Source organism: Brevibacterium sp. LE-L, assembly GCF_050214925.1.
GTDB lineage: Bacteria > Actinomycetota > Actinomycetes > Actinomycetales > Brevibacteriaceae > Brevibacterium.
In genome coordinates this window covers 3,000,362-3,025,698 of record NZ_CP189759.1, presented here as the reverse complement: position 1 = coordinate 3,025,698, position 25,337 = coordinate 3,000,362, and the positions used below count along the sequence as shown (strand labels likewise).

Annotated in this window: 20 protein-coding genes; 9 read left to right on the top strand and 11 right to left on the bottom strand. The window is 65.2% G+C overall.

Features of this window, described 5'->3' with window-relative positions; genetic code table 11:
• Nucleotides 1–40: 40 nt before the first annotated feature.
• Nucleotides 41–928, bottom strand: a complete 888-nt coding sequence (locus tag ACQE2J_RS13705; RefSeq protein WP_135537973.1) for an ABC transporter ATP-binding protein — start codon at nt 926–928, stop codon at nt 41–43.
• Between the two features lie 229 nt (nt 929–1,157).
• On the opposite strand from ACQE2J_RS13705, the gene ACQE2J_RS13700 reads away from it, so the two are divergent.
• The 3 genes from ACQE2J_RS13700 to ACQE2J_RS13690 all read left to right on the top strand — a co-directional run bounded on the left by ACQE2J_RS13700 (nt 1,158) and on the right by ACQE2J_RS13690 (nt 5,209).
• Nucleotides 1,158–2,291 (top strand): metallophosphoesterase family protein, encoded by a 1,134-nt coding sequence (locus tag ACQE2J_RS13700; protein WP_135537975.1) that lies wholly within the window; start codon nt 1,158–1,160, stop codon nt 2,289–2,291.
• Nucleotides 2,288–4,894: an AAA family ATPase gene (locus tag ACQE2J_RS13695; RefSeq protein WP_135537977.1), complete on the top strand. Its 2,607-nt coding sequence runs from the start codon at nt 2,288–2,290 to the stop codon at nt 4,892–4,894. Before ACQE2J_RS13700 ends, ACQE2J_RS13695 begins: the two co-directional genes overlap by 4 nt.
• A gap of 81 nt (nt 4,895–4,975) precedes the next feature.
• On the top strand, nt 4,976–5,209 hold the full coding sequence (locus tag ACQE2J_RS13690) for a hypothetical protein (protein ID WP_135537979.1): 234 nt from the start codon (nt 4,976–4,978) through the stop codon (nt 5,207–5,209).
• 91 nt (nt 5,210–5,300) lie between these two features.
• Here ACQE2J_RS13690 and ACQE2J_RS13685 read toward each other — a convergent pair whose 3' ends face one another.
• From ACQE2J_RS13685 to ACQE2J_RS13670, 4 genes are all read right to left on the bottom strand, one after another.
• Nucleotides 5,301–7,019, bottom strand: coding sequence for a class I adenylate-forming enzyme family protein (locus tag ACQE2J_RS13685; RefSeq protein WP_135537981.1), 1,719 nt, complete (start codon nt 7,017–7,019; stop codon nt 5,301–5,303).
• An 84-nt stretch (nt 7,020–7,103) separates the two neighbouring features.
• On the bottom strand, nt 7,104–8,309 hold the full coding sequence (locus ACQE2J_RS13680; RefSeq protein WP_426936480.1) for an acyl-CoA dehydrogenase family protein: 1,206 nt from the start codon (nt 8,307–8,309) through the stop codon (nt 7,104–7,106).
• A gap of 45 nt (nt 8,310–8,354) precedes the next feature.
• Nucleotides 8,355–9,149, bottom strand: a complete 795-nt coding sequence (locus tag ACQE2J_RS13675; RefSeq protein ID WP_135537985.1) for an SDR family oxidoreductase — start codon at nt 9,147–9,149, stop codon at nt 8,355–8,357.
• Nucleotides 9,146–10,168: a phosphotransferase family protein gene (locus ACQE2J_RS13670; protein ID WP_135537987.1), complete on the bottom strand. Its 1,023-nt coding sequence runs from the start codon at nt 10,166–10,168 to the stop codon at nt 9,146–9,148. The genes ACQE2J_RS13675 and ACQE2J_RS13670 overlap by 4 nt, the downstream gene beginning before the upstream one ends.
• A gap of 176 nt (nt 10,169–10,344) precedes the next feature.
• Here ACQE2J_RS13670 and ACQE2J_RS13665 point away from each other — a divergent pair, with 176 nt between their 5' ends.
• On the top strand, nt 10,345–11,316 hold the full coding sequence (locus ACQE2J_RS13665; RefSeq protein ID WP_135537989.1) for an NADPH:quinone oxidoreductase family protein: 972 nt from the start codon (nt 10,345–10,347) through the stop codon (nt 11,314–11,316).
• 174 nt (nt 11,317–11,490) lie between these two features.
• On the opposite strand, the gene ACQE2J_RS13660 is transcribed toward ACQE2J_RS13665, so the two are convergent.
• A complete protein-coding gene (locus ACQE2J_RS13660; protein WP_135537991.1) occupies nt 11,491–12,864 on the bottom strand; it encodes an MFS transporter in 1,374 nt (457 codons plus the stop codon).
• Nucleotides 12,865–13,287: 423 nt separating this feature from the next.
• Between ACQE2J_RS13660 and ACQE2J_RS13655 the strand changes: the two genes are divergently transcribed.
• The 3 genes from ACQE2J_RS13655 to ACQE2J_RS13645 all read left to right on the top strand — a co-directional run bounded on the left by ACQE2J_RS13655 (nt 13,288) and on the right by ACQE2J_RS13645 (nt 17,295).
• Nucleotides 13,288–14,268, top strand: coding sequence for an NADP-dependent oxidoreductase (locus ACQE2J_RS13655; protein WP_205683302.1), 981 nt, complete (start codon nt 13,288–13,290; stop codon nt 14,266–14,268).
• Nucleotides 14,269–14,426: 158 nt separating this feature from the next.
• The gene (locus ACQE2J_RS13650; protein ID WP_135537993.1) at nt 14,427–16,040 is read left to right on the top strand and encodes a BCCT family transporter; all 1,614 of its coding nucleotides are present in this window, start codon (nt 14,427–14,429) and stop codon (nt 16,038–16,040) included.
• Nucleotides 16,041–16,050: 10 nt separating this feature from the next.
• Nucleotides 16,051–17,295, top strand: a complete 1,245-nt coding sequence (locus ACQE2J_RS13645; protein ID WP_135537995.1) for a CynX/NimT family MFS transporter — start codon at nt 16,051–16,053, stop codon at nt 17,293–17,295.
• Nucleotides 17,296–17,388: 93 nt separating this feature from the next.
• On the opposite strand, the gene ACQE2J_RS13640 is transcribed toward ACQE2J_RS13645, so the two are convergent.
• Genes ACQE2J_RS13640 through ACQE2J_RS13625 form a run of 4 tightly spaced genes read right to left on the bottom strand, consistent with a single transcriptional unit; the run spans nt 17,389 to nt 22,110 of the window.
• The gene (locus ACQE2J_RS13640) at nt 17,389–18,114 is read right to left on the bottom strand and encodes a DeoR/GlpR family DNA-binding transcription regulator (protein WP_135537997.1); all 726 of its coding nucleotides are present in this window, start codon (nt 18,112–18,114) and stop codon (nt 17,389–17,391) included.
• A gap of 10 nt (nt 18,115–18,124) precedes the next feature.
• Nucleotides 18,125–19,171, bottom strand: a complete 1,047-nt coding sequence (gene pdxA, locus ACQE2J_RS13635) for a 4-hydroxythreonine-4-phosphate dehydrogenase PdxA (RefSeq protein WP_135537998.1) — start codon at nt 19,169–19,171, stop codon at nt 18,125–18,127.
• Between the two features lie 45 nt (nt 19,172–19,216).
• Complete coding sequence (locus tag ACQE2J_RS13630) at nt 19,217–20,650, bottom strand: four-carbon acid sugar kinase family protein (protein ID WP_135538000.1); 1,434 nt, start codon at nt 20,648–20,650, stop codon at nt 19,217–19,219.
• Nucleotides 20,647–22,110 carry a GntP family permease gene (locus tag ACQE2J_RS13625; RefSeq protein WP_205683303.1) on the bottom strand — a complete coding sequence of 488 codons (1,464 nt, stop codon included), beginning with the start codon at nt 22,108–22,110 and terminating at the stop codon, nt 20,647–20,649. Before ACQE2J_RS13625 ends, ACQE2J_RS13630 begins: the two co-directional genes overlap by 4 nt.
• A gap of 388 nt (nt 22,111–22,498) precedes the next feature.
• Here ACQE2J_RS13625 and ACQE2J_RS13620 point away from each other — a divergent pair, with 388 nt between their 5' ends.
• Nucleotides 22,499–23,839: an amidase gene (locus tag ACQE2J_RS13620; RefSeq protein WP_135538002.1), complete on the top strand. Its 1,341-nt coding sequence runs from the start codon at nt 22,499–22,501 to the stop codon at nt 23,837–23,839.
• A gap of 111 nt (nt 23,840–23,950) precedes the next feature.
• Nucleotides 23,951–24,991, top strand: coding sequence for a LacI family DNA-binding transcriptional regulator (locus ACQE2J_RS13615; RefSeq protein WP_167854352.1), 1,041 nt, complete (start codon nt 23,951–23,953; stop codon nt 24,989–24,991).
• Nucleotides 24,992–25,092: 101 nt separating this feature from the next.
• On the opposite strand, the gene ACQE2J_RS13610 is transcribed toward ACQE2J_RS13615, so the two are convergent.
• Nucleotides 25,093–25,332 carry a hypothetical protein gene (locus ACQE2J_RS13610; protein WP_135538006.1) on the bottom strand — a complete coding sequence of 80 codons (240 nt, stop codon included), beginning with the start codon at nt 25,330–25,332 and terminating at the stop codon, nt 25,093–25,095.
• Between the last annotated feature and the right edge of the window lie 5 nt (nt 25,333–25,337).

The window sequence follows — 25,337 nt, the reverse complement described above, 5'->3', positions numbered from 1 at the left end:
TTTTCGGTCGGTGAGGTGATTCGGCTGGGGGCGCCTGGGTTCAGACGGCAGCGCGGCGGCGTCGCCGGTGGAGGGCTTCGACCCTGACCAGCCCTGTGTCGTCGTCGATGCGAGTGGAGATGGGCAGGCCGTAGACCTCGCTGAGGACTTCGGCGGTGAACACGCCCTCGCAGGTGCCGGCCGCGCGAATGCGTCCCCGATCGAGCAGGACCACGTGATCGGCCACCGTGGCGGCATGCCCGAGGTCGTGGAGGACGACGCCGACGGCGATGCCGTGGTCGTCGGCGAGTTCGCGCATGAGGTCGAGGATCTCCGCCTGGTAGCGCAGATCGAGATGGTTGGTCGGTTCGTCGAGCAGGAGCACGCCGGTGTCCTGAGCCAGGCAGGTGGCCAGCCACACGCGCTGGAGTTCGCCGCCGGAGAGCTGATCGACGGGCCGATCGGCCATGTCCGTGGTACCGGTGAGGGACAGTGCCCGGTCGATGGCGCTGCGATCTGCATCCGTGAGCCCGGCGAAGCGCTTCCGATGCGGATGCCGACCGAAGGTGACGACTTCACGGACGCTGACTCCGCTCGGATGCGGGCGCGACTGCGAGAGCAGGGTGACGGTCCGGGCGAATTCCTTGGCCGTCAGGGCGGCAGCGTCGGTGGTGGAACCGGCGGCGGCACTGCTGCCTGCTTCGGCAGCTGCGCCTACTTCGGCGCCGCGGGTTTCGGCACCGGCGGCATTGCCAGCGGCGCTGATGACGACATCGCCCGCGGCGATCGGGTGGAGGCGAGCCAAAGAGCGCAGCACGGTCGATTTGCCCGAGCCGTTGGGGCCGAGGAGGGCCGTCACCTGTCCGGGGACGATCGACAGGCTGACATCGTGGACGACCTCGGTCCGGTCATACTTCAGGAGCAGCCCTGAGGCGGTCAATGCAGTCACGTTCACAAATGCTTAGCCTAACCTAATTAGCTGCGTGCGGTCGCGGGTTCGCGTCTGCGGAGGTCCTCAGGCCGGCGCAGTCGCCGTCCGTTGGTGCGGTATGATTTCGCGTTTGCCGAGGTGAAAGCGGTGGGACGGCACCGCGAGCGTGCTATGAGTCACTTATGTCAGAGGTGAAAGATATGGTGGGAACTCGCCCGTAGGATGGGGATGAGATGAGGAGGTGCAGATGAGATTCATCGCCACGGGGGACTGGCAGCTGGGCATGACGGCACACTTCCTCAGCGCGGAGGCCCGCCCGCGGTTCCACCGCGCCCGACTCGATGCCGTCTCGCGCATCGGCGCGCTCGCCGCGGAGAGGGGAGCGGAGTTCGTCCTCGTCTGCGGCGACGTCTTCGAAACCAATCAGCTCGATCGGGCCATCATCGCCCGCACCTTCGAAGCGCTCGCCTCGTGCCCGGTTCCCGTCGTCCTGCTGCCCGGCAACCATGACCCCTTGGACGCAGCGTCGATCTACGACTCCTCGGCCTTCACGCGGAGAGTGCCCGCCCACGTTCATGTGCTCCGGGACAGTGAGCCCTTCGAAGTGATCCCGGGAACCGAGATCGTCGGAGCTCCGTGGTTCTCCAAACACCCCCAGGGCGATCTTGTCGCCGCCGCTGCCGCAGACCTCACCGAGGTGGCCCCCGGCTCCGTCCGCATCATCGCCGGTCACGGCGCCGTGAGCGTTCTCAATCCTGACCGGGATTCCGTCGCGACCATCGACACCGACCATCTGCGGACCCTGCTGCGCGAGAACCGTGCCCAGTTCATCGCCCTCGGCGATCGGCACGCCACCTATGAGGTCGCCGAACGGATCTGGTACCCCGGTGCCCCCGAAGTCACCTCGCGCCGTGAAGACGACCCCGGCAATGTCCTCCTCGTCGACATCGACCCGGACACCCATGAGGCCGAGGTCGAAAAGATCGCGCTCGGCACCTGGACATTCACAGTCGTCGAAGCCGATCTCAACTCAGCCGACGATGTCGACGCGCTCGAACAGCGACTCAACGCTGTGGCCGACAAAGACAAGACCGCGGTGTGGCTCGTCCTGCGCGGCACTCTGCCGACGGCCGCGAAAGCCAGGCTCGATGAGATCCTCGAGCATTTCACCGACCTCTTCGCCCTCGTCTCCTGGTGGGAGAGGCACACTGATCTCGCCGTCATCGCCGCAGACGAGGACTTCGCCGACCTGGGACTGAGCGGATACCTGCAGGAGACGCTCGACGAGCTCTCCGCTCGCGCCACGGCCGATGACGACTCAGCCCTGGCGGCCCAGGACGCACTCGGCCTGCTCTACCGATTCGCCAGGAGCAACTCATGAGACTCCACTCGATCCGCCTCGTCAACTATCGTGGCATCGCCGAGGCCACCGTCGAATTCGGTTCCGGGGTGACGATCGTCGAAGGTCCGAACGAGATCGGCAAATCCTCGATCCACCAGGCCATCACCCAGCTGCGAGAAGACAAAGCCAGCTCCCGCAAAGCCAGCGTCAAGGACACCCAGCCCGTCGGCTCCGACGTCGGCCCCGAAGTCGAGCTGCACCTGACGACCGGCGAATACGAAGTCCGCTACAGCAAACGCTGGCTCAAACAGTCCTTCACCGAGCTGAACATCCTGCGCCCCGTCCCGGAACAGCTCAGCGGCGACGAAGCCCACGAACGGTTCCTCGCCATCCTCGACGACACCGTCGACGTGGATCTGCTCGACGCCCTCGACGTCGCGCAGGGCAGAAGCCTGGCTCAAGCCTCATTGGCCGAGATCAAAGCCCTGCACGGTGCACTGAACGAATCGGGAGAAGAACCGGCCGACCACGACGCCTTCCTCAACCGGGTCGAGGCCGAATACGGCAAACACTTCACCGCCAGGGGCAAAGAGACCGGCGAATTGAAGAGGCTCGGCGAGGAATTCCCGGCAGCCGAGGAGCTGTATGAGAACCTGGTCGCCCGCAGCGAGGACATGGATGCGCTCATCGACCGGCATGCACGCGCCACTGACCGGCTGAACAGCGTGAATGAGCAGCTGAAGGCGGCAGTCACCGAAAGGGCAGAAGCCGAAGAAGCCTCCCAAGCGCTGTCCGGACTCAAGGCCGAACTCGACAGAGCCCGCGAGTCGGCAGAGTCCGCGCAGCGCGAAGAGCAGCGAGCGGTCGAAGCCAGGGACCGTCGTCAGGAACTCATCACCGAGACCACGGCCGCGCAGAAAGCCCTGCAGGCTGCCGAAGCGGACCGTGACAAAGCCGTGAGTGCCGAAAGCGAACACGACACCGAATTCGCAGAGGCACAGAACGAGCTGGAAGCGAAGCAGAACACGCTCGACGAGGCGCGAAACGAATCGAAGACGGCATCGGCAAACCTCGCTCGAGCCCGCGCCCGCCGCGAGGTCAGCGAACTGCGCCGACGTCTGAGGAACATCCGCGAACAGGAGCAGAAGGCCACCGAGGCGAAGGCGAACATCGGATCGATCTCCGTCACCGCCGCCGATTTCGACCGTCTCAGCAGCCTCGTCACCGAGGTGCGGATCGCGGAGAAGACGAAGACTGCCGCTGCCGCGCAGATCGTCGCCACCCGTCTCGGCGCGAGGAGCGTCAGCATCGACGGCACAGCACTGTCAGCAGACTCGACCGAAGAATTCGCCGTCGTCAAAGACATGCGGATCATCATCGATGAGGCCGCCGACATCACTGTGCGCCCCGGCCAGTCACCGGCCGAGCTCGACCGGGCGGTCGATTCCGCGCAGACCGCGCTCGATGCCGAACTCGACCGGCTCGGGGTCGACACCCTCGCCGAGGCGCGTGAGCGCGCCGATGTGCGCACCGCAGCAGAAGCGGTTCTGGCCGAAGCGAACTCCACCCTGCGTGTGCTCATCGGCGACGACGACCGAGCCGGACTCGATGCGGCGCTGTCTCGAGCCGAACTGCTGGCCGGTGACTCGGCAGACGAGAACAACGGCGACGAAGATTCCGTCGAAGACCTCGAAAAGGCCGTTGAAAGGGCAACAGCACACGGTGAGAGTGCACAGGAAGCCGTCGAGTCCGCGCGGGCGGCGCTCGATCGCACTCGCGTCGATCGGGACGAGGCGCGAGTCGCGGCGGTTCGCGCCCATGCCCACTTCGAGCAGGCGTCGACGACCCGGAAGACCCTCACCACCCGACTCGCGTCTGAGCGAGAAGCGAATTCCGACGAGGCACTCGAGGTCGCGGTCACGAGCGCAGCAGAGCATTCGGAGGAACTTGCGACTGCTGCGGCGTCGGCTCGTGCACGATACGAGGCGGCGGATCCGGAGACCCTGGAGATGCGGCTGCAGAATGCCGTTCAGCTGCTCGAGAGCAAACAGAAGCAGCAGGACTCCGACCGGCAGGAAGTCGACCGTCTCTCGGCACTCATCGATGACCGGGCCGGGGAGGGCATCTACGATCAGCTCAAAGCGGCGGAGGAGAAGCTCGAATCGCTGCGATCGGACCTCAACCGAGTACGTCGTCAAGCCGAAGCGATCCGGTTGCTCAAGGAGACCGTGCTCGCGCACAAGGAGGAAGCGCAGCGGAAGTACGTGGCCCCGTTCAAGGAGCAGATCGAACGCCTCGGCCGGGTGATCTTCGGTCAAGGACTGTCGGTGGAGATCTCCGAGGACCTCGAGATCGTCTCTCGCACACTCAACGGCCGCACGGTCGCCTTCGACTCGCTGTCGGGCGGGACGAAGGAGCAGCTGGCTCTCATCGGCCGACTCGCCGTGGCCACGCTTGTCGACGAAAGCTCGGGTGCTCCGGTCATCCTCGACGACGCGTTCGGCTTCTCCGATGAGAAGCGGTTGGCCGCGCTCAACGTCATCCTCGGCAATGTCGGCCGCAACGCGCAGGTCATCCTGCTCACCTGCCAGCCCGACCGTTTCGGGAGCATCGGCGGTGCGGAGACCGTCAGCCTGACCTGAGGTCGGCCACTCCCGCCTGACGTCGGCAAACAGCCTGCTTTCCCCCTCAGCTGTACAGCTGCCATGCGTGAATCTGAGGCCATGGTTGAGAAGACTTACAAAGACGAAGTCATCGTCCGCTACTCAGGCGGCGGGTACTACCGGACACGTTGGATCCCCTTGGTGTCGTTCAAGTCAATCCGTCTCGGTGCTTACCGGTACCAGAAGTGCCCGGTCCACGGACGGTGGGAAACGGTGGGGATCGTCGACGACGAGGACCTGAGCCCAGAGATCATCAGCGAAGCCGACCGGTACCCCGCTTCCCGCATCCCCTGACCGGCACCGGTTGTCTTGAATTCCTGGAGCGGGATCCGGCGAGCGGCCCTTCCTCTCTCCTCCGAAGCGTCGGTTGCTCAGCCGCGCAGCCTCACTTCGAGTTCGTCGCCGCCTTGCGCGCCGCCTCGGCGGCTTCGACGGCATCGGCCCGAATGGTTCGGCGCAGGATCTTGCCCGAACTCGTCTTCGGCAGCTGATCGATGAAGCTCACCTGGTGCGGAGCCTTGTATGAGGCGAGCTTCGTGCGGCAGAACGTCATGATCTCCTCCGCGGTCGCCTCGGCGCCGGGCTGCAGGGTGACGAAGGCCGCGACGTCCTCTCCGCGGTAGTCGTCGGGAATACCGACGACGGCGGCCTCCTGGACAGCCGGGTGCATGTAGAGGACGTCCTCGACCTCACGCGGCCAGACCTTGAAGCCCGAGGCATTGATCATGTCCTTCTTCCGGTCGACGATGAACAGCCAGCCGTCCTCGTTCATGAAACCGACATCACCGGTGTGCAGCTCGCCGTTCGGGATCTGCTCGGCAGTGGCCTGCGGATTGTTGAGGTAGCTCGAGACCACCTGCGGACCGGAGATCGCGACTTCGCCGACCTCATCCGGGCCGACTGGTTCACCATTGTCGTCGAGGATGCGGATCATCGCGTCGGGCTGGGGGAGGCCACAGGCGAGGTTGCCGCTGTCAGGGTCGACCGGCGCCTTGAAGCCGTGGGGGACGGTAGCGACCTGCGCGCAGGTCTCGGACAGACCGTAGCCCTGTCCGACATAGATCTTCGCGCGTTCCTCGAACTTATTCACCAGCCCCTCCGGCAGCGGTGCGCCTCCGGACATGAGCGACTTGAACGATGCGAACTTCTCCGCTGCGAAGTTCGGATGCGCCAGCATCGCCGTGTAGATCGTGGCGGGACCGGCCATATACGACGGCTTCTCTCGAGCACACAGGTCGATGAGCGAACCGGGATCGAACCGGTAGTTGAGGCTGAACCGAGCAGCGCCGGCCACGGCCGCGAGGAACTGGCAGATGAAGCCGGTGATGTGGAACAGCGGGGCGAGGGAGACGAATCCGTCGCCGACTTCATGGTCGGTATTGCGCAGGCAGTACCGGGAGTTGCTCGAAATGTTCGCATGCGTTGCCGCAGCGCCCTTCGACCTTCCGGACGTTCCCGACGTGTAGGCGATGAGCCCGAGGTCGGACGGTTCGGGGGAGTGCGGGGTGAAGTCGGTGTCGAGGTTGTCGGACACGACCGCGGAGAACTCGAACCGGCCGTCTTCGGCGGGAAGATCTGCGAAACGCGGCATCTGAGCGAACATCCCAAAGATCGCTTCCGGCCCTTCGGTCTGGAAATTCCGGTCGTCGTTGAGCACGACGAGGGGGAGATCCGCTGCGTAGTCCTTGACCCTGTCAAGGTAAGCCGCCTGAGAGACGACGAGCCCTTTGATCTCGGAATCGGCGAAGATGTGTGTCAGTTCCCCGCGATACATCGGGTTGAGAGGAACCACCGTGCCGCCAGCCTTCCAGATCCCGTAGGTCGAGACCACGAAGGCGGGAGAATTCTGATCGTAGATGCCCACGCGATCACCGGGCCCGATGCCGTGTGCGGTGAGGAAAGCGGCGAAGGCGGTCGACCACTGGTCGAATTCGGCCCAGGTGAGGCTGAATCCGTAGTAGTTGATGCCCTCGGCATCCCCGTGGGCCGCCACGGTCGCTGCCAGGTCGGCCAGCGGGGTGGAGTCCGGGAGCACATACGGTTCCTGAGCGACATCTCCCAAGGTGGTCAGCCAGGGGCGGGAGTCGAACCAACTGTTCGTCATTGAACATCCTTTCTCGGCGTAACCGGGCCCGCACATCATCAGGCGGGCCCGGTGGTGTTTCACTGTATCGCGGCCGACGTGGAATCAGCCGCGGTACTTCTTGAATTCATTGCGGGCGATCGACCGCTTGTGCACCTCGTCGGGGCCATCGGCCAGACGCAGTGTGCGCATGTGCGCCCACAGCCTCGCCAGCGGGAAGTCGTCGGTGACGCCGCCTCCGCCGTGGACCTGGATGGCCCGGTCGATGACCTTGAGCGCCATGCTGGGGGCGACGACCTTGATCTCGGCGATCTCGTTCTTCGCGACCTTGTTGCCGTACTTGTCCATCATGTCCGCGGCATGCAGGGTGAGCAGTCGGGCCTGATCGATCTCGATCCGGGACTCGGCGACCCAGTCCTGGATGTTCGCCCGGCTCGAGAGCTTCTCACCGAAGGTCACTCGCTCCTCGGCACGCTTGACCATGAGCTCGAGTGCGCGTTCGGCGGCCCCGATGGCGCGCATGCAGTGGTGGATGCGTCCGGGACCCAGACGGGCCTGGCTGATGGCGAAGCCTTCGCCCTCACCCTTGAGGATGTCCTTGAACGGCACGAGCACATCCTCGAACACGATCTCGGCATGCCCTTCCCGGTCCGCATAGCCGAAGACGGGAAGGTTGCGGACCACATTCACCCCGGGGGCGTCGATGGGCACGACGAGCATGGACTGCTGGCGGTGCACCTCGGCGGTGGGATCGGTCTTGCCCATGACGATGAGCACACGGCAGTTCGGGTGCATGCCGTTGGAGGCGAACCACTTGCGGCCGTTGAGCACGAAGCCCTCGTCGGTGCGGTCCTTGCGCATCTCGACGTTCGTGGCATCGGAACTGGCCACGGCCGGTTCGGTCATCGCGAAGGCCGAGGCCATCGTGCCCTCGAGCAGAGGGCGCAGGTACTTCTCCTTGTGCTCATCGGTGCCGAAGAGGGTGAAGACCTCCATATTTCCGGTATCCGGGGCGTTGCAGTTGATGGCCTCCGGCGCGATCTCGATGCTGCGACCGGTGATCTCGGCCAGGGGCGCGTATTCGAGGTTCGTTAGCCCCGGGCCCCATTCGGGGTGCGGGTGGAACAGGTTCCACAGTCCCTGCCTCTTCGCTTCGGCTTTGAGGTCCTCGAGGATCTGCGGCTGCGTGTGCGGACTGGCCGCGGCGGCCATCTGATCGTGGTAGATCGGTTCGGCTGCGTAGACGAATTCGTCCATGAACGCCGTGAGGCGTTCCTGATATTCGCGTCCCCGTTCGGTCGTTTCCAACACGTGGGCTCCTTCTGCTTCGTTGTGGTTCGTCGGGTTCGGTGAGGATCAGAGGTCGTTGAGACGTGCTTGGTATCGCGACATGCCGCGCAGCCACCGGTCGTAATCGCTGCTTTTCATCCGGTACATCTCGAGCACTTCGGGGTGGGGGAGGATGAGGAACTGCTCGTCTTCGACCGCGTCGACGACGATGGTCGCCACCTCGTCGGCTTCGAGCACAGTCCCCGCTGAGGTCACTGCCTTCTGTGCTGCACCCCCGTCGGTTCCTGCGGCATCGAGGAGGTTCGTGTTCACGCCCATCGGGCAGATCACCGAGGCGCGGATTCCGTCCTCGCGGTACGTCATGGCCAACCATTCGGCGAACCCGACCGAGGCGTGCTTGGTCACCGAATAGGCGGCCGACCCGATCTGCGTGAGCAGACCGGCCGCGGAGGCAGTCGCAACGAAATACCCCGAACCGGCTTCCTGCCAGCGGGGAACCAGGGCCTGGGCGGCACGGACGTGAGCACGTAAGTTCACATCGATGATCGTGTCCCAGTCCTCATCGGAGTCCCCGAGCATCCCCGGACCGATGATCCCGGCATTGGCGAAGTATGCGTCGACCCCGCCGAGGCGGTCATCGGCGAAGGCGATGAGCTCGCTGATCCCGGCCACCGAAGACACGTCCCCGGTCCACGCGTGAGCGCTGCTGCCGAGCGCGGCCGCGGTGTCAGCGACGCTGGGGGAGAGATCGGCGAGGACGACCGCGGCACCGCGGTCGATGAGTTCGGCGGCCAGGGCGGCACCGATCCCACCAGCGGCACCGGTGACGATGACTGACTGACCGGACACGTGCGAGGTCATGATCTCTCCAGGAGTTCGAGGGCTTGGCGGGCAAGGTCTTCGACGCCTTCGCCGGCGACTTCGGGATCGAGGTCGAGGTCGCCCATCTTCCCCGTCGCCAGGCGGGTGTAGACGCCTTCGCGAATGCAGGCGAGCTTCCACATCGCGAACGCGGAGTAGTAGCCGACGTCGTGGACTTCGTGGCCGCTGACCTCCTGATAGCGGTCGATGAGTTCGGCCGTGGTGGGAAACCCGTCTGAGGCCCGCGGAACCCAGATGCTCGTGTACTCCTCGGGGACGGTGAGCATTGCGACGAAATAGCCGAGGTCGGTGAGCACTTCACCGATGGCGGTGAGTTCCCAGTCGACGACGGCATTGACCGCGCCGGTCGGGGAGAAGATCATGTTGTTGGGTTTGAAGTCTCCGTGCGCGATTCCCACCGGGGACCCGGCCGGATCGGGCATGGCCTCGAGCAGCGCATCGTGGACCTCGTGGATGGCTGGGGTCTCGCGCATGGCGATCGCCTCGACCTGTCCCAGCCAGCGTCGCAGCTGTCGTTCGATGAGTCCGCCGGGTCGTCGCAGATCGGACAGGCCGACCGCGTCGATGTCGACAGCGTGGATGGCCGCCAGTGCGTCGACCATTGCGAAGGCACAGTCGCGTCGGTTCGTCTCCGGCAGCTCCGCCCAGTCAGCGGGAGTGTTGAGCGGGGAACCGGGGCAGTGGTCCATGAAGACGAACGGCACGTCGAGGACCTCGGGATCGTCGACGATGTCGAGGACATTCGGCACCGGGACGGCACTGTCGGACAGGGCCGCCATGATCCGGCCCTCGCGGGCGACGTTGTGTGCGCTGCCGCCCTCGTGGCCCAAGGGCGGGCGGCGCAGCACCCAGCGGGGTCGACCGTCGACGGTGATGGTGAACGTGAGGTTCGAACGCCCGACGGACATCACTTCGACGTCGTAGTCGCTGATGCCGAACCTGCGTTCGATCCATCTGCCGATGCGCTGGGCATCGAATCCTGCCGGTTCCTGCGTCATCCTTGACCTTCCCGAGTGAACAATCGTTCAGTTGAGTTCACAGTATTCAAACCACGCGAGGGAGTCAAGCGGTGAAAGTGATCACGGTCACTGCCTCCGATGTGATAGAGGTGAAGTGATCACCGACACCGAGGCCGGGGTGGCCCCGTGTGTGACCAAGCAACAGTGAGGACACTATGAAAGCCATTCGCGTCACCGCTCTGACCGGTCCCGACGATGTCGAATTCGCCGAGGTGGAGCGTCCGGTCCCGGGACCGGGACAGGTGCTCATCGAGGTTGCGTATGCCGGGGTGACCTTCCCTGAGCTGCTGCAGACTCGCGGCATGTACCAGGTCAAGCACGACCTGCCCTTCACGCTCGGATCCGAGGCCTCCGGAGTCGTCGTCGAGGTGGGGCCGGACTCCCGCTATTCCGTAGGCGACCGGGTTGCGGCGATCACGGGGTCGGGCACGTTCGCCGAATACCTCGTCGCCGGTGACGAAGCCACGGTGAAGGTCCCCGACGCTGTCACGCTCGCCGATGCGGCCGGCATGCCGATGAACGTGCTCACCGCCGACTTCGCGCTGCGGGTGCGAGCGAATGCGCAGCCAGGTCAGAGCCTGCTCGTCCATGGCGCCGCCGGCGGTCTCGGCTCGGCGGCAGTGCAGCTGGGTCTGGCCATGGGGCTCGACGTCATCGCGGTCGTCTCGACCGAGGCGAAGGCCGAGGCGGTGCGTGAACTCGGTGTGAGCCATGTGGTCTTTGCCGAGGGCTTCAAGGATGCGACGAAGGAGATCCGCCCGAAGGGCGTCGATTTCGTCTTCGACCCGGTCGGGGGAGATCGTTTCACTGACTCCACGCGCGTACTCGCCCCGTTCGGACGCCTGCTCGTCCTCGGCTTCACGGCTGGGGAGATCCCCTCGATCAAGGTCAACCGACTGCTGCTCAAGAACATCTCCGTCGACGGCGTCGCCTGGGGTGCGGCGACCTGGGGCAGCCCGACCTATATCCACGAGCAGTGGGAGGCTGTGGGGGAGCACCTGGCGGCCGGACGCCTCAACCCGCTCAGGCATGCGACCTACCCGCTGACGGGCGCCGCCTCTGCGCTCAGGGAACTCGACGAACGCTCTGTCCGCGGCAAGGTCATCCTCGAAGTCGCCGGGGATTGAGCCGTGGACGTCTGACCGGGGCTTCTTCGGCGACGAACTGGTCCCGATAGGCAGCGGACCGAGACCACTCCGGCCCCTTGGACTCAGATGACCGACGGCGCTGCAGGCGAAGATTTCCGCTGCAGCGCCGTCGGTCGGGTCGGGCGTAGGCGATTCGTCAGGTCGACGCGTCGATCACTTCGCTCCGGAGAGCACAGGCTCATCGAAGACGATGTCGGCGCCCTCTTCGGGCAGACCGCATCCGCGCAGTGAAGCGCCCTTGGTCTCCTTCATGAACAGCGCCGCGATGAAGCCGATGAGGCAGGCGCCCATGACGAAGTAGGCCGGTATGAGTGTGTTGCCCGTGGCGCCGATGAGCGCCTCGGCCGCCGATGGCGCGGTGCCGCCGAACAGTGCGGTCGAGACGTTGTAGGAGATCGCGAAGCCCGCGAAGCGCACGGGACCGGGGAACATCGCCGGGAACGTCGCCGAGATCGTCGAGATCTGCGGAATGTAGAGGAGTCCGAGGACCGCCAGGCCGACGAGGGCCCAGACGAAGCCGTTGGCCATGAGCATGAACATCGGGATCGCTGCGACGAAGAGTCCGATGAGGGAGAAGTACCAGACGGGCTTGCGCCCGACCTTATCGGAGAGCATTCCGCCGAAGGGAATGAGAATCATCATGAACGCCTGAGCCAAGAACATCACGGTCAGCGAGGCATTCGATCCCATGCCGACGGGCCCCTGGAGATAGGCAGGCATATAGGACAGCAGCGTGTAGTTCACGACGTTGACCGCGACGACCATTCCGCCGAGGATGAGCAGCTGCTTCCAGTGGTCGGTGAACAGAATGCGGAAGACTTCCTTGACCGACTTGCCCTGTTCGGCGTTGTCGAGTTCCTCGTAGACGGGGGACTCATCGAGCTGCGAACGCATGTAGAGCCCGACGACGCCGAGGACACCGGCGAAGACGAACGGGATCCTCCAACCCCAAGCCATCATGGATTCTTCGCTGAGGCCCAGCTGCAGGAGCAGGACGAAGAGCGAACCGGCGGCCATTCCGGCCAGAGTGCCGAATTCGAGGAAGCTGCCGAAGAAGCCGCGGCGCTTGTCAGGTGCGTATTCGGCCATGAAAGTCGCGGCTCCGCCGTACTCGCCTCCCGAGGAGAAGCCCTGGATGACGCGCAGCAGCACGAGGATGATCGGTGCAGCGACGCCGATCGTCGCGAAGCTGGGCAGCAGTGCGATGCAGAAGGTCGATCCGGCCATGAGCAGGATCGTCAGGGCCAGGACGCGCTTGCGACCGAGTCGGTCGCCCATCGGTCCCCAGACGATGCCGCCGAGGGGGCGGAAGATGAAGGAGACGGCGAAGGTCAGCAGCGCCAGAAGTTGGCCGTGGCTGCCGGGAAAGAAGTGCTCGGTGATGTAGACGATGGATACGGCGTAGAGGCCGTAGTCGAACCATTCGGTGGCGTTGCCCAGCGCTGAGGCGCCGACGGCTTTGCGCACCGTCTTGAGGTCTGCCTCGGCAGGGGCCTGGGCGTCAGGATGTGTGTTGGGGTTACTCACAAGATCCTCCGATCGTGCAGGGCCATCATCGAGGTGGCCCTCAAGAGAGAAGCGATTACGAACGCTACGAGCATCGACGGGGCCTTTCAACGTGCCGGGTCTGTCAAGCCGGCGGCGTGTCTACGTCGACCTCCGAGGAATGTGAGCGTCTGACCTGGGGAAATACTCTGCCGACGGGGAATCGGCGCCCCCACGGGGTTTCCCAGGAAACTCTTCAGTTATCGTTATCTGAATTCTCTTGACACAAAGTCTCTTTCATGGCTGACTTCGTGCTGAGCGAAGTACGGAGTAGTGTTCGCGCTTTGGTGCTTCGCATCGACATCGGATCTCCCCGGCGCTCGGACGGAACCTTCGCCCGCGCAGCGATTTCGAACCGGTCGACGCCCCCTGGCGCTCGCCCGAAAGACGCGGGAAGATGGGGCCATGACGGAAACGAACGCGGATACATCAGTCATCTCTGACAGGGCCACGATGCGGGCCATCAGCCAGGACGAGCTCGGAGGCCCCGAAGTCCTCCATGAGGTCGAGCTGCCCGTCCCGAAGCCGGGCCCATCCCAGATCCTCGTCCGCGTCCACGCCGCTGGTATGAACCCCACGGACTGGAAGCACCGAGGCCACCGTGCCTTCCTCCCAGCACCGCCGTTCGTCCTCGGCTGGGACGTCTCCGGTGTCGTCGAGGCCGTGGGCATCGGAGTCACCCTGTTCAAGCCCGGCGACGAAGTCTTCGGCATGCTGCCGTATCCCTTCGGTGTGGGGGCCCATGCCGAATTCGTCCTCGCCCCGACCCGTGCCTTCGTCCCGAAGCCGGAGGGCATCGACCATGTGCAGGCCGGGGCGATCCCCCTTGCGGCTCTGACTGCGTGGCAGGCTCTCGTCGACACCGCCGAGATGGCAGAAGGCGACCGAGTCCTCATCCATGCCGCTGCGGGAGGAGTCGGCCATCTGGCTGTGCAGATCGCGAAGGCCCGGGGCGCCTATGTGATCGGAACTGCGAGCGCACCGAAGCACGGCTTCGTCCGTGATCTGGGCGCGGATGAGGTGATCGACTATCACGAGGTCGACTTCGCCGAGGCAGCGCAGGACATCGATATCGTCCTCGACACGATCGGTGGGGAGTACCAGCCGCGTTCGCTGCAGACGATGAGAAGAGGCGGAATCCTCGTCTCGACCATTCCGATCCCGTTGGAGGGCATGTCCGAGCAGGCCGCAGCGCAGGAAATGCGCATCGAGAACATCCTCGTCGAAGCCGACCATGCAGGAATGACGGCGATCGCCGATCTCGTTGAAACCGGTCAGCTGCGTGCCTCGATCGCCGGCACGTTCCCCTTGGAAGAAGCGGCCAGGGCGCACGAGGAGCTGCAGACCAATCGCACGGCAGGCAAGCTCGTCCTGACAGTCGTCTGAAAACGCCGGAGTGAGGGACACATCACGGCGCCTTCGTTGCCCGAATGCGAAACGCAGGCCCTAGACTGGGCCGCTGCGAATCCCGGCAGAACGATCGATGGCAACGTGCGGCCCCACCTCGAACAGCGGTTCGGTGGAGCCCGAAAGGCAGCAGAGACATGGACAGGACCGAAGCAGAGCCGCGATCAGTCGAGCAGGAGACGCCGCCGGCCGCGGTCGAGGACGGTGCGGCTCCCGAGGTGAGGACGCGCGGACGCATCGACCTTCCCGTGGCTGGCGCCAGCGTCGGCATCATCGGGCTCTTCGTCGTCTTCGCACTCATCCTCCCCGAGCAGATGTCATCGTGGGTCGGCACCGCATTCGCTGCGTGCGCGGACATCTTCGGCATGTACTGGCAGTTCCTTCTGCTGGCGACATTCCTCATCGCTCTCGTCCTCATCTTCACCCCCTGGGCCAAGGCGAGGCTGGGCAGTCAGGAACGGCCGGATTTCAATCGCTTCAGCTGGATCGCCATGATCATGACGACCCTGCTCGCTGCCGGAGGAGTCTTCTGGGCGGCGGCCGAACCGATGTACCATTACGCGACGACCCCGCCGTACTTCACCGACAGCGGCAGCAGCGGTTTCGACGCCGTGGCCGCCGCACTGGCCACGAGCTTCATCGACTGGGGGTTCCTCGCCTGGGCGATCCTCGGCTCACTGGGAACGATCGTGATGATGCGTGCCGCAGAGAAGGGCATGCCGCTGCGCCCGCGCAGCCTGCTCTACCCCGTCCTCGGCAAGCGTGCCGCCACCGGACCCATCGCCGCCGTCGTCGACGTCGTCTGCATCATCTCCGTGGCTGCCGGAACGATCGGTCCCGTGGGCTTCCTCGGCCTGCAGGTCTCCTACGGACTGAACTCCCTGTTCGGCATTCCCGATATCTACCCGGTGCAGCTGGTCGTCATCGCTGTGCTCACGGCCGTTGCCGGGGTCAGCGTCTTTTCCGGTGTCAGCCGAGGAATCAGATTCCTGTCAAGCGCCAACGTCTGGATGGCTCTGGGTCTCATGGCCGCAGTCCTTGTGCTCGGCTCGGCCTGGTTCGTCATCAAGAGCTTCTTCGGCGGTTTCGCTCTGTACATGACCGACTTCTTCAGCATGACGCTCTATCGCGGTGACACCGAGTGGCTTTCGGGCTGGACGGTGTTCTTCTTCGGCTGGTTCCTCGGCTATGCGCCGCTGATGTCGATCTTCGTCGCCCGCATCTCCAAGGGGCGCACCGTGAGGGACCTGCTCATCAGCACCACTGTTCTGCCTCCGATCGCGACGACCTTCTGGTTCACAGTCCTCGGAGGAACCGGCATCTTCCTCGAGCAGCAGTCCGCCGGGTCGATCTCCGGACCGTTGACGGACGGAGGACTGCCCGCCGCAGTGATGGCCATCAGCGACAACCTGCCGCTGTCGTTGCTCATCAGCCTCGGATTCCTCCTTCTGACGATGACGTTCGTGGCGACGACCACGGACTCCATGTCGTTTGCCATGTCGCAGTCGTGCATGCGGACTGGTGAGCCGTCTCCGAAGCTGCGGGCGACCTGGGCGCTGCTCATCGGCATCACCGCCGCAGTGCTCATCAGCCTCGGCGACGGCGGGGTCGACGCCCTGCAGTCGGCGATCGTCATCACGGCCGTCCCGGTGGCCTTCGTCATGCTGCCGTCGCTGCTCGCCGCGCCGATCTATGTCAGGCAGATGGCCAAAGAGCAGGACCACGCCAAGGAGCAGAACCGAGCCGAGTAGGGTATTCCCCATGCCCACTCTTCCTCACCGGACCGATGCCGTTTCGCCAGTGCCCGGCAACGACCGGACCTGGATCGCGATCGTGGCATGCGGCGTCGTCGCGGCGATGCATGTGTGGAAGCTGCCCGGCGCGTTGACTTTCATCCGCCAGGATCTCGGGATGAGCCTGGTCCAATCCGGGACCTTGCTGGGGATCGTCCAGGTCGGAGCGATGGTCTTGGGACTGAGCGGCTCCATCCTCTCCGAACGCATCGGTCTGCGCACGACGATGCTCGTGGGGCTGTCCATGCTCTCGCTCGGCTCACTCGTCGGTGCCCTCTCGCAGCAGACCTGGCAGCTGATGACCACTCGCGGCTTCGAAGGCATCGGATTCCTGCTCGTCACCCTCGTCGCACCACCACTGATCCGTCAGAACACGAGTCAGGACCGGGCCTCGGTGGCGATGGGATGGTGGTCGGCGTTCCAGGGCATCGCCGTGTTCCTCGCCGTGCTCGTCTCCACAGTTCTCCTCGATGGCATGGGCTGGGTGAACTGGCAGTTCTGGTGGATGGTCATGGGGGTGCTCACCGCGGCGATGATCCCCATCAGTCTGCGGACGGTGCCCGGCGATTCGACGCATTCGGTTGATCTCGGGCCGGCGCTGTCGAAGATCGGACACACCCTGAAGACGCTGATGCCGTGGATCATGTCCCTGATCTTCGCCTGCTACACGCTGCAGTGGGGTGCGATCATCGGATTCCTGCCGGACATCGTCGGTGGGCACAGCGGCCTCGTCGTCGGCCTGGCCACGGCCGTCGTCGGCGGAGTGAATGGTGTGGGCAATGTGATCGCCGGACAGATGCTCAATCGCGGCGTGAGACCTCGCGCGATGGTGATGACGGGTATGACCAGCATGGTCATCACCACTGTGGTCATCTTCGCTCCGGACTGGTCAGCTGTGTCCGGGGGAGTCTGGATCCAGCTGGCGGCGGCCGTGGTGTTCTCCGGAGTCGCCGCGCTGATCCCGGCGACCGTCACCCGGATCGCCGTGGATGCGGCGCCGGCAGACGGATCCGCCTCTGCGGTGATGGGGCTGATGATCCAGGTCTACAACGCGGCGAACTTCATCGGACCGGTCGTGCTCACCTCGATCGCCGCGGCGGCCGGGGGCTGGCACCTGTCCTGGGTCGTCACGATCGGTGCTTCGCTCATCGGCGCCGGTCTTGGTGCTTTCTTCCTCAATTCGCGGCGACTGACCATGTCCTTCACAGGTTGACGCGGCTGCGCGGCTGCCTCTCGACTGCCGCCGAGGAGCTCAGCCGCACCATTCCTTTTGGGTGGCACCGCGTTCGAGCTCGGCTGACAGCCGTCATGGCACAGTGCGCGGTCCGTCCTCATCGATCCAGACCCAGCCTTCGGGCATGGGTGCCCAGGCCGGCACATCGCGGTCGGCCTTGGAGCTGTCGGCAAGCACGATGACGCTGCGGGCGTGTTCGGCGATGAGCTCTTTGGTATGAGCTTCGTCGAGCGTGGGTTCGCCGAGCCCCTTGGCAGGATCGACGGCATCAGCGCCGAGGAAGGCGATATCGACGTGGATCCTGCCGAGGGCATGATCGCTCAGCGCCCCCGTCGTTCCATGCGACTTGGTCGAGACCTCGCCGCCGACCATGATCACCTTCGGGCCCATCGGCACGGCCAGCGCCAGAGCGATCTCCAAACCGCGGGTGACCACGGTGAGATCGCCCCGACTGCGGATGCGCTCGGCCAGACGCACCGTGGTCGACCCGGCGTCGAGGAAGATGGTGCGCACACTCGGATCGCTCAACCGGGCCAGAGCCCATGTGGCGATCGCGTCTTTGGCCTCGGCCTGGAGCTCCATGCGCTGGCCCAGCGGTGGCTCGACGTAACCGGCGGCGGTGGCACCGCCGATGGTGCGGATGACATCCCCGGCGTCGTCCATGTCGCGCAGGTCCCTGCGGATCGTCGACTCAGAGGTGTCGAGCTCTCGCGCCAGACGGGAGATCGTCCACGAGCCGGTCTTGAGCAGAGCGAGGATCTCCTCGCGCCTCTTCTGCGTGCCTGTGCGAATCGCCATGATGCACTCCTCAGCTCGGCAGGTACTCCGCTCGGATGCCGTCGACGAAGGGCGCGTAGCCGATGGCAGCCCGGTAGGCCGAGCGCATGGTTCCCGCATCGGCGAGCCCCTGCCCGGCGATGTCGAAGGCAGTGCCGTGATCGACCGAGGTGCGCAGGATCGGCAGCCCCACGGTGACCGAGATCGTCCCGTCGAAGTCCCAGGTCTTCGACGCGATATGGCCCTGATCGTGGTATTGGGAGAGGATGCCGTCGTACCGTCCGGTCAGTCCTTGGTGGAAGACGGAATCGGCAGGAACCGGTCCGGCGACTTCGAAGGCTCCGGCGCTGTTGACCTTCTCGACGGCGGGGCGCAGGATCTCGATCTCTTCATCCCCGAAGGCCCCGTTCTCACCACCGTGCGGGTTGAGAGCGGCGACGGCCAGCCTCGGCGAAGGGACTCCGTAGAGCTGGAGGGCCCGGTGGGCGCGTTCGATCGAATCGACCTGGGTGTCGACGGTAAGCGCGTCGAGGGCCTTGCGCAGCGACATGTGACGGGTGGCGAAGAAGATCTGCAGCTTGTGGTCGGGAACCTTCGTGTTCTCGACGACGAACATCGTGTCCTGCTTCGTCACTCCCGTGAGCTCGCCGAGCATCTCCGTGTGCCCGAGGTGCTTCGACCCGGACTCCCACACGGCCTCCTTGTTGATGGGGCCGGTGACGATGCCGGCGATCTGCTGGGCCATCGCCGCTTCGGTCGCGAGCTCGATGGCGGTGACCGCGGCCCGACCGGCACGGGCATCGACGACGCCCCAATCGGGCAGGTCATCGCCGAGGACTCCGATGTCGAAGACGTCGATGACTCCTTCTCCGGCGGATGGAGTGGACCAGTCGGAGATGGCGCGCAGCTCCACATCGAGGCCGAGCACCTCGACGGCGCGCTTCATCACCGACAGATCGGCGACGGCGATTCCATGCTGATCGTCGCGGCCGGCGAATTCGGCGAGGACCTGGGCGGTGATCTCCGGTCCGATTCCGACCGGGTCGCCTACCGTGACGGCGAGTGCTGGTGGGGTCATGTCGTACTCCTCAGTGTTGTTGTGGACGGATCGGGATATCAATGGTCAGGGACGCGTGGTTCGGGATACGGTGCTCAGGTGGTCAAGACACATCGCGGCAGTCGAGGAGTCGCCGATGAGCCCGCCCTTCGTCACGATCGGCAGCCCCGCGGCTGAGCCACCGGCGATGCGCCCGCCGACGGCCAGGGGGATGATCTCCGCATCGATCTCCATCCCGACAGCGCCGAGTTCGCTCAGCACCGCAGCGGTGACGTCTCCGCCCGTGGTGTACAGGCCGGCAACGGCGTGCGAGTCGATGACCTCAGAGGCGATGCGGGCCAGCCGCAGCGGAATGAGCTCAGACTGCTCGTCGCTGAGTTCGCGCAGGTCCGTGGCATCGACGACGGTGGCGACGATGATCGCACGCGCCGAGGTGACGGAGCCGACGGCGGCACAGGTGGCCTCGACGTCGGGCAGACCCTCGGAGTCGAGGACTGCTCGCATGACGGTGACGGAAGGGTCTTCGGAGAGTTCGGCCAGCTGGTTGCGGGTGACTTCGGTGGCCGACCCCGAGACGCCGAAGAGGATGCTGCCGGTGCGGTCGGGCAGGAGCGCTTGCGCCAGGGCCAGGGTGCCCGGACCCGGGTCGATGGCGACCCACCGGAGCCCTTCGCCGGCATTCAGCCCGGCCGCCGCCCGTGCGCTGCCTGCCGTCGCTTCGGCCGGACTGTTCGCGATCTCGCGCGTGAGTTCGGCGACGACGTCCCCGATGAGATCGACGTGCTCGGTGGTGAGAGCATCGACGATGATCACCTCGGTTCCGGCAGCGATTGCGCCAAGGAGCGCGGAGCGGATCGCTATCCGGCCGGAGAGCACGGTCGACAGGTCGATTGTGCGGCATTCGAGGTCGGTTCCGGTCGCGAGGACGTCGGCGACAAGCGAGGTCGTCACGGGGGAGCGGACGTCGTGGCGCAGCTCCGTGTCTTCGAGCAGCCGACCATGCATGAGCTGCCGGCCGCCGACGGTGACGCGTCCCGAGGAGGGGAAGGCCGGAATGCACATGCCGACGACACGATCGGCAGCCCGACCACCGGTGCTCGTCGCCTCGGGTTCGAGCGACCGACGTGCGGTCTGCAGGTCCGATTGTGTGCGCAGGGCCGCCTCGGCGGTGGTGCCGACATTGCCGCGCAGAGTCGTGTCGATTCGACACGAGAGAATGTCGACCTCACCGGCGGCGCGGATGATCTCCTCGGTGATCGCCTGCGCTTCGGCCGGCGGCAGATGCCGGCTGTTGGCGTTGACGACGATGGCATCGTACTCATCCAGAGCCGCAGTGATGGAGACGGCCCGGCCGGTGCCCGTGATGGTCATCGTGCGCAGACCCGCCTCGGCGAAGAGCGCACCGCAGGCGTTTCCTCCGGTGAGGTCGTCGGCGATGATGAGGATCCGGGAGCCCGACTGGGCGTGGCCGGGGCCGCTGTTCCCGTTCTGCTGATTCATACGACCAGATCGAGCACGAAGAGGAGCGGAATGGAACCTGCCCAGACGGCGGTGGTGATGCCCGACCAGCCCTTGATGGCGTTGATTCCGTCGAGACCTGAAAAGCGGGTCACGACCCAGAAGTATGAGTCGTTGAAGTAGGAGAAGACCATCGAACCGGCGGTGCACGCCATCACCGCCACCAGGGGACTGAGTCCCAGAGGGGCGACGAGAGGGGCGGACACAGAGGCGGCGGTGATCATGGCGACCGTGCCCGAGCCCTGCGCCACTCGGACGAGCGAGGCGATGAGGAACGGCACGAGGAGCGCCGGCAGGCTGATCGACGCGATCGCCTCGGCCAGGGCGTCGCCGACACCGGATTCGGTGAGCACCATGCCGAAGCTGCCGCCGGCACCGGTGATGAGCAGGATGAGGCCGGCTGAGGCGGCGCCTTCGGCGAGCCAGTTCTGCACATCGTTCTTCGGTGTCACCCGGGGCAGCAGCGTGTACACGGCGAGGACGAGCCCGATGATGAGGGCGACGACGGGGTTGCCGAGGAAGGCCAGGGGTGCGACCCACGCTGAGGGTTCGTAGGCGTCTCCGGAGAGTTCTCCCTGGGCATTCTTGTCGATCGCTGTCGACACGGTGTTGGCGACGATGAGCAGCAGCGGCACGATGAGAGGGAGGAACCCGAGGAAGGCTCCGGGCTTCTTCTGCGAAGTCGCAGCGGTCTCATCGGTGGGGGTGGTCTCGGGATCGTCTCCGGTGACGGTGTCGACTCCGCTGCCACCGGTCGGGTGCGGCCCGGCCGATCCTGCTGCTGCGACGCGTCCGTAGACATCGTGCCTGACCTGGGAGTTGAGGAAGGGTTCGAGCTTCGGCCCGATCCAGCGGGCGTAGATGACGACGACGGGCAGGAGGACGACGGTGAAGATCAGTCCGGTGAGGATGACGGCACCGATATCGGCACCGAGGATGCCCGTCGCCGCAAGCGGCCCCGGCGTCGGCGGCACCATATGGTGCGTCAGCGTCATTCCGCAGCCCAGCGCCAGTGCGAGGGTGATGTACCCGCCCCTCTTGACTCGGGCGATCGACCGGGCCAGCGGGTTCATGATGACGTAGCCGGAGTCGCAGAAGACCGGAATCGACACGAGGGAGCCCACAGTGCCCATGGCCCAGGGTTCCCGTCCCTTGCCGAAGGCGCGGAGGAATGCTCGTGCGAGGGAGTCGGCGGCGCCGGAGACCTCGAGGATCTTGCCGATTCCCACACCGAGGCCGATGACGATGCCGATGCTGGCGAGGGTGTTGCCGAAGCCGGTGGTGATGGCGTCGACGAGTGAGAGCAGATCCTGGCCGGCGACGATGCCGGTGACGATCGATGCGACGAGTAGGGCGATGAAGGCATCGAGTCGGGTGGCCAGGACGATGACGACGATCGTCACGATGCCGGCGACGAGTGCCAGGATGAGTTGCAGGTCCATGTGTGTCCTCCGCGGTGAGGCCGGTCCCGTTCCAGGGCCGGGGTCGATCCGGGGTGACTCTCGCAGCGTTCCCGCTGTCCGAGAGTCTGAGCGTCGATATGGTGCCGACGTTCGCCTGCCGAACCAGATCATCGGATGCCAAGTTGAGCAGTATGAGCAAGTATTGCGCATACATGAACATTTATGCAATGTACTTCGGCGGCTTTTCGTTTCGAAGCGCGGCCGGTGGCAGGCGCTGCGTCCGACCGCGGAGTGCCGACGCTTGCAATGCAATCGATTGCAAAAATGTGACTGACGCTATAGCGTTCTCATCATGTCTAATAGAAGGACTCAAGGACGAGCCGCCGGAAAGAGGAGGCCGAGAACCGCTGCGGAGGGGAGCCGCCCGATGGACCAGAGCGCAGAGGACGAACCGTCGACAAGTGAGACATCGGCATATGAGCTGCCGGATTGGGCGGACCGACTCGCCGCATCCCGAAGGACACTCGATTCCCTGCGGGATCCGGATTCCCGAGCGCGCGGCCTCAATGCGATCGTCGACGTGGACGCGAGCCGGGTCGATGAGACGCTGATCGAATCGGCTGCCCGCCGAGGCTCGCCGCTGGCGGGACGCATCGTGGCCATCAAGGACATGATCGACGTCGCCGGAATCGCCACTCGGTGCGGCTCGGATCTGTGTGCAGGGGAGCCGAAATCCGGGGACGCCGAGGTCGTAGCCGAGCTGCGCCGATCCGGGGCGATCGTCGGAGTCAAGACGACCACGCACGAGTTCGCCTACGGTCCCACCGGAGATGTGACGAACAGCGGACCTGTTCTCAATCCGCACGATGACACTCGGATGGCGGGCGGATCCAGCGCAGGGTCGGCGGCGCTGCTGGGCGAAGGTTCTGTCGATCTGGCGTTGGGAACGGACACCGGAGGTTCCGGGCGCACGCCGGCCGCCTTCTGCGGAGTCTATGGTCTGCGACCGACCTCGAACTCGCTGAGTTCGGTAGGCGTCTTCCCGCTTTCGAAGAGCCTCGACACGGTCAGCCCGATGGCCGGAAGCGCGGAAGGGCTGAGTGATCTGTGGACGGCGCTCACCGGAGAGATGACCGAAGTTCCAGCGGCTTCGGCCCGGCTGACGATCGCCGAACTCGAAGGTGGTCAGTGGTCACATCTGCAGCCCGAGGTCGCCGAGGCGATCGTGACCGTCCGCTCCAGGCTTGCCGAGATGGGACACCGGATGACGAGGAGAGAACTGCCTGAGACTGCACGAACCATCGAGCTCTACGATCTCGTCCAAGGCGCCGAAGCCGCTGCTGTGCACAGCGAGAACATGGCCGACCATCCCGAGCTGTTCCAACCGGAAGTCCGCGGCCGGCTCGAAAGCGCACGTAAGATCCCCGGGTGGCAGTATGTCAATGCCCTTGAAGAACTGACCACCATGCGCGAGCACTCCGACGGGGTCTTCGGCGGTGCGGACATTCTTCTGTGCGCAACGACGCCGGTGGCGGCTCCGCCGGTCGGCGCTCGCGCCGATTTCGCCGCAGGACGATCGACGGTGCGTGAAGTGGCACTGCATCACACCATTCCCTTCAGCGTGCTCGGCCTGCCTGCCGTGAACATCCCTGTATGGGGCGCGGGGCGACCGCTGCCCGTGGGCGTGCAGCTGATTTCCAGATCCGGAAATGAAGGTCAGCTTCTCGCTCTTGCCGAGGCCGTCGGCGACCTGCGCTGCGCGGACTGAGCAGCCGCTGGGGCGAAAACCACCACCTCGGCGGTGGAGGAAGTCGCCTCAGCAGGAGCAATGCACGTGTGCAGCGAGGAGAACAGGCGCCGATGTTTGTACGATGGGAAGATGCAGAGTCCACGCGGTTCCGAGGGTAGGCGAGCCAGCCGCATCACCATGGCGGATATCGCCGCTGCCGCCGATGCCGACGTGTCGACGGTCTCGCGCACGCTGGGCCGGGAACGGGATTCTATCCGAACCCAGAAGGGCAGGCGCATCTGGGAGATCGCCGACGAGCTGGGCTATTCGCCCAATCTCACCGCTTCGTCGCTGCGGACGAACACGACCAGGCTCATCGCCGTCTTCGTCCCACGTCTGCGCGATGAAGTCCTCGCCCTCATGTACGAGGGGATCGAGGAAGAGCTGCAGGGGCAGGGGTACCAGTGCATTGTGCTCTCGACGGGGGATGATCCGGAGGTTCAGCTGGCCAAACTCGACGTCGCGATTCAGCGCGGGGTCGACGGGATCCTCTTCGGTGATGCGATGGTCGGGTCCCAAGTGCTGTCCAAGGTCGAGAAGGCCGGTATCCCGTATCTGCTCTTCAACCGTCCCCTTGAAGGGCACCGGTCAGTGACCTGCGATGACTTCCACGGGGGAGTCCTGGCCGCCGAACATCTCATGGAACTCACCGATGGTCCCCTCGTGGTGTACAGGGCGATGGACTACGCCGAGAACCTCGTCAATCGGTCCGAGGGATTCATCCGAACGGTCAGAGAACAGGGTCGGACCCCGATCGACGGGTTCCACCTCAACGGCGGGATCTACGCCGAGGACGGAATCCTGGCGGCTCGGGAGATGATCGCAGAATGCGACGCACCCTTCGGCGCCTTCGTCGTCAACGACACGGCAGGGATCGGCGCTCTGGGCGAATTCTCGCGCTCCGGTCTGACTCCGGGAAGCGATGTATTCGTCGTGGGCTTCAATGACATCTCGTTGGCCAAGGCCACTCCGATCGCGCTCTCGACGATCGTCAGCCCCACCCGCGAGCTGGGACATCTGGCAGCCTCCTCACTGCTGAGGATCATCGGCGGGGGCGATCCGGAGTCGGTGCAGCTGCCCGTGGAGCTGGTGGTGAGGGAGTCATCTGTTCCGCTCGCGAACCAGCCGTGAACGCACGGGCTGCCCGGTCGCAAGGAACGACCGGGCAGCAGGGCGTGCTCGGTTCGCACAGAGAACTCGGATCATGTGGCGCGGGCGATGTGCTCGGGAGGTCAGGTGCGTTCGACGCGGCCGTGCTTCCAACCGCTGATGTCGATGCCGAATCGGCTGCGGACATGGGCGAGCAGCTCGTCGATGTCGTCGAAGACGAGATGCGAGCCGTTCCGGCCGCGCAGCGCCCACCGGTCCTGCATGGTCACAAGTGTCTGACCGGGAGGCAAGGCAGAGCGCAGCTGCCCCAACAGCCGATACTTCACGCCCTTCTCATTGATGTGGGCCGTGGCCTCCGACACTGCCC

Excerpts from the sequence above, each read along its gene's own strand:
- ACQE2J_RS13685 (WP_135537981.1), bottom strand. The coding sequence starts at position 7,019 with ATGACGAACAGTTGGTTCGACTCCCGCCCCTGGCTGACCACCTTGGGA.
- ACQE2J_RS13690 (WP_135537979.1), top strand. The coding sequence starts at position 4,976 with ATGGTTGAGAAGACTTACAAAGACGAAGTCATCGTCCGCTACTCAGGC.
- ACQE2J_RS13640 (WP_135537997.1), bottom strand. The coding sequence starts at position 18,114 with ATGGCGATTCGCACAGGCACGCAGAAGAGGCGCGAGGAGATCCTCGCT.
- ACQE2J_RS13700 (WP_135537975.1), top strand. The coding sequence starts at position 1,158 with ATGAGATTCATCGCCACGGGGGACTGGCAGCTGGGCATGACGGCACAC.
- ACQE2J_RS13655 (WP_205683302.1), top strand. The coding sequence starts at position 13,288 with ATGACGGAAACGAACGCGGATACATCAGTCATCTCTGACAGGGCCACG.
- ACQE2J_RS13620 (WP_135538002.1), top strand. The coding sequence starts at position 22,499 with ATGGACCAGAGCGCAGAGGACGAACCGTCGACAAGTGAGACATCGGCA.
- ACQE2J_RS13665 (WP_135537989.1), top strand. The coding sequence starts at position 10,345 with ATGAAAGCCATTCGCGTCACCGCTCTGACCGGTCCCGACGATGTCGAA.
- ACQE2J_RS13615 (WP_167854352.1), top strand. The coding sequence starts at position 23,951 with ATGCAGAGTCCACGCGGTTCCGAGGGTAGGCGAGCCAGCCGCATCACC.
- ACQE2J_RS13625 (WP_205683303.1), bottom strand. The coding sequence starts at position 22,110 with ATGGACCTGCAACTCATCCTGGCACTCGTCGCCGGCATCGTGACGATC.
- ACQE2J_RS13670 (WP_135537987.1), bottom strand. The coding sequence starts at position 10,168 with ATGACGCAGGAACCGGCAGGATTCGATGCCCAGCGCATCGGCAGATGG.
- ACQE2J_RS13675 (WP_135537985.1), bottom strand. The coding sequence starts at position 9,149 with ATGACCTCGCACGTGTCCGGTCAGTCAGTCATCGTCACCGGTGCCGCT.
- ACQE2J_RS13650 (WP_135537993.1), top strand. The coding sequence starts at position 14,427 with ATGGACAGGACCGAAGCAGAGCCGCGATCAGTCGAGCAGGAGACGCCG.
- ACQE2J_RS13630 (WP_135538000.1), bottom strand. The coding sequence starts at position 20,650 with ATGAATCAGCAGAACGGGAACAGCGGCCCCGGCCACGCCCAGTCGGGC.
- pdxA (WP_135537998.1), bottom strand. The coding sequence starts at position 19,171 with ATGACCCCACCAGCACTCGCCGTCACGGTAGGCGACCCGGTCGGAATC.
- ACQE2J_RS13645 (WP_135537995.1), top strand. The coding sequence starts at position 16,051 with ATGCCCACTCTTCCTCACCGGACCGATGCCGTTTCGCCAGTGCCCGGC.
- ACQE2J_RS13695 (WP_135537977.1), top strand. The coding sequence starts at position 2,288 with ATGAGACTCCACTCGATCCGCCTCGTCAACTATCGTGGCATCGCCGAG.